Source organism: Sulfitobacter mediterraneus, from assembly GCF_003054325.1.
GTDB classification, from domain to species: Bacteria; Pseudomonadota; Alphaproteobacteria; order Rhodobacterales; family Rhodobacteraceae; genus Sulfitobacter; species Sulfitobacter mediterraneus.
Genome location: NZ_QBKU01000033.1, coordinates 1 through 2,127 on the forward strand (window position 1 = coordinate 1; position 2,127 = coordinate 2,127).

Genomic DNA, 2,127 nt, shown 5'->3' on the forward strand with positions numbered 1-2,127 from the left:
ATAGGACCTCCCCTCAGGAATACCAAGTCAGGGGGGGCATTTTCGGGGGCATTCCTGGCCTCAGAGACACCCCAGAAGTAACGGTTCATCATGTATGAGAGAGTGGCTGGGATGGTAGGAAACCCACCCCTTCGATAGCCTTCATCGGCTTAGCAGGCGGAAGGCCGAAAGTGGGGCATTTCTGGGGGCATTCCGTCGCGAGAGCGGAGGAAGCCAGAGCGAAGCGAGGGGGGCATTTCTGGGGGCTTAAGAGATACTGCCCGTCGCAATCACCAGTCACCAACAGGGTGCCTCTCAGGGCATCTTTCAGCTCGGCTGGCAGGGTAATCATAGACAAACCGGAGACCAACATCTCCCCTCTCAGGTGATCGCTCAGGGACCCCACAAGGTTCCCTCTTAGGGCCTCTCCTAGGCTCTCTTACGCACAGCTGTCATACTGGACCAGGGTCCGCCCAAGGGCTCTCTAAGGCTCCCTCTGGGTCGGGATGTCCCCTAACAGGATGGCCCTCTCAGGGGGTAAGCTACCTACAAGGAGATTAGGTATAAGTAATGGATAAGAAGATAAGATAATGGATAAAGAGGACCCAAGAGGGAGGCCTATTGTGGGGTACCTGTATTGATCCCTTGGGGGGGGAAGCCCTTATAGGACAGGGGATTAGGGTTGGGATTAAGCAATAGCGAAAGGATCATCCACCACACCAACCAATTGAAGTAGGAACTCTCCATTCTCAGGGTCCAACGCATCAGCGTAGAAACCGTCGATGGCCGCCACAGCCGCATCGATGTCTGGCTGTTCGCCGTCATCGAAGAGCTGCATGGCAGTGGTCGCATTGGCAACGTTGCTCATGCCCTTGGTCACCGCAAAGTAGAGCCCAATGTCGGTTTTGTTGGCTAGATAATCGACGTCAGCTGCCTTCTGATCGATGAAGTCCTGGGTGGCATCACCGGGAGCCGGAGCCTTTGCCCCATTCAGCACCTCCAGGATAAAGACATCACGGGACCGGGCTCCTGAATCTAGAACACCCACCCAAAAATCAAGCCCCAGCTGATCAGGGATCCTACCCAGGACGTTGTTGTAGACAGCCTCGGCGAACTCTTGGTTGTTCAGGCCCGGAGGATAAGTCGCTTGGTACTCAGTCGAGTTTAGGAAAGTGGCAGCGGATTCCTCTAGGGAAGTCCCATTGGCAAAGGCTGTGCCGTAGAAGAACAAGCCTTCCGCATCAGGAGCGCGGTCGAAGTAGGCGATGTAGACCTCGATAAAGGATCTGAAGGCTTGCTCTGATAGTGAAGCGACATTTGAAAAGATCTCTAAATTCCAAGTTTGATCCAAAAAGTCGATAAACTCCACACTCAGCAGGGTGTCAGTTCCGTCCATCTCTCCGCGTCGGTCTTCAAGCTCAACGCATTCCTGATCGATGGTCACTGAATAGCTGGAACGGTCCCCACTGACCCAGAAATAATCAATTCCGGAACCGCCCGAAATCACATCATTCCCAGAATGTCCCTGCAAAATGTCATTGCCCGGTCCGCCAATCAATGTATCGTCGCCGCCAAATCCATCTATGACATTGCCGTTGCCTACCCCATCAATAAAATCGGCTCCATCTGTGCCCCGCAGGATATTGCTAGCAGATGTGCCAGTTATCGGGATGACACCGTCAGGCGGCGTAAGGTCAGGCAGAGCAACCATCGGTTTTCCTTTGTAGTTTTGGATAAAGGCACATCTTTACATCAGGATAACGGTTAAGCGCTAAAAATCAACGGGCAGCTCCCAAGTGGCATACTAACCAGTTAGTGTTGCCACCATCACTTAACAAAAATGCCAAAGTGAATCCCGGCCAGCCCAGGTGTATACCTGTGTTCGCTACCCGGCAGCTATGTCCTCGCCAGCAACTAGGTAGAATTCGCTGTCTGATTTGCGACTACGGCTAAGCGGTCAACGTAACCCAGCTACGGGCGAAAAACCGATCAATTCCAAGCATCTATATAAAGAAACCATCAATGGAGATTTATAGATGTTTACCACCTTCACTGTCTGAAGTCAGCGCTTATGGGTCCAAATAGTGTCATTTGCTAAGAGAGGGTTTGTTGCTCATCGTAACCACCGAGGAGTGGACGATGAGAAAG

At 52.4% G+C, this 2,127-nt stretch carries 1 protein-coding gene; it reads right to left on the reverse strand.

Translation table 11 applies throughout. From position 1 onward, the window contains the following. Positions 1-667: 667 nt before the first annotated feature. Positions 668-1,690: a DUF4214 domain-containing protein gene (locus C8N31_RS20125; RefSeq protein ID WP_025050072.1), complete on the reverse strand. Its 1,023-nt coding sequence runs from the start codon at positions 1,688-1,690 to the stop codon at positions 668-670. Positions 1,691-2,127 lie beyond the last annotated feature (437 nt).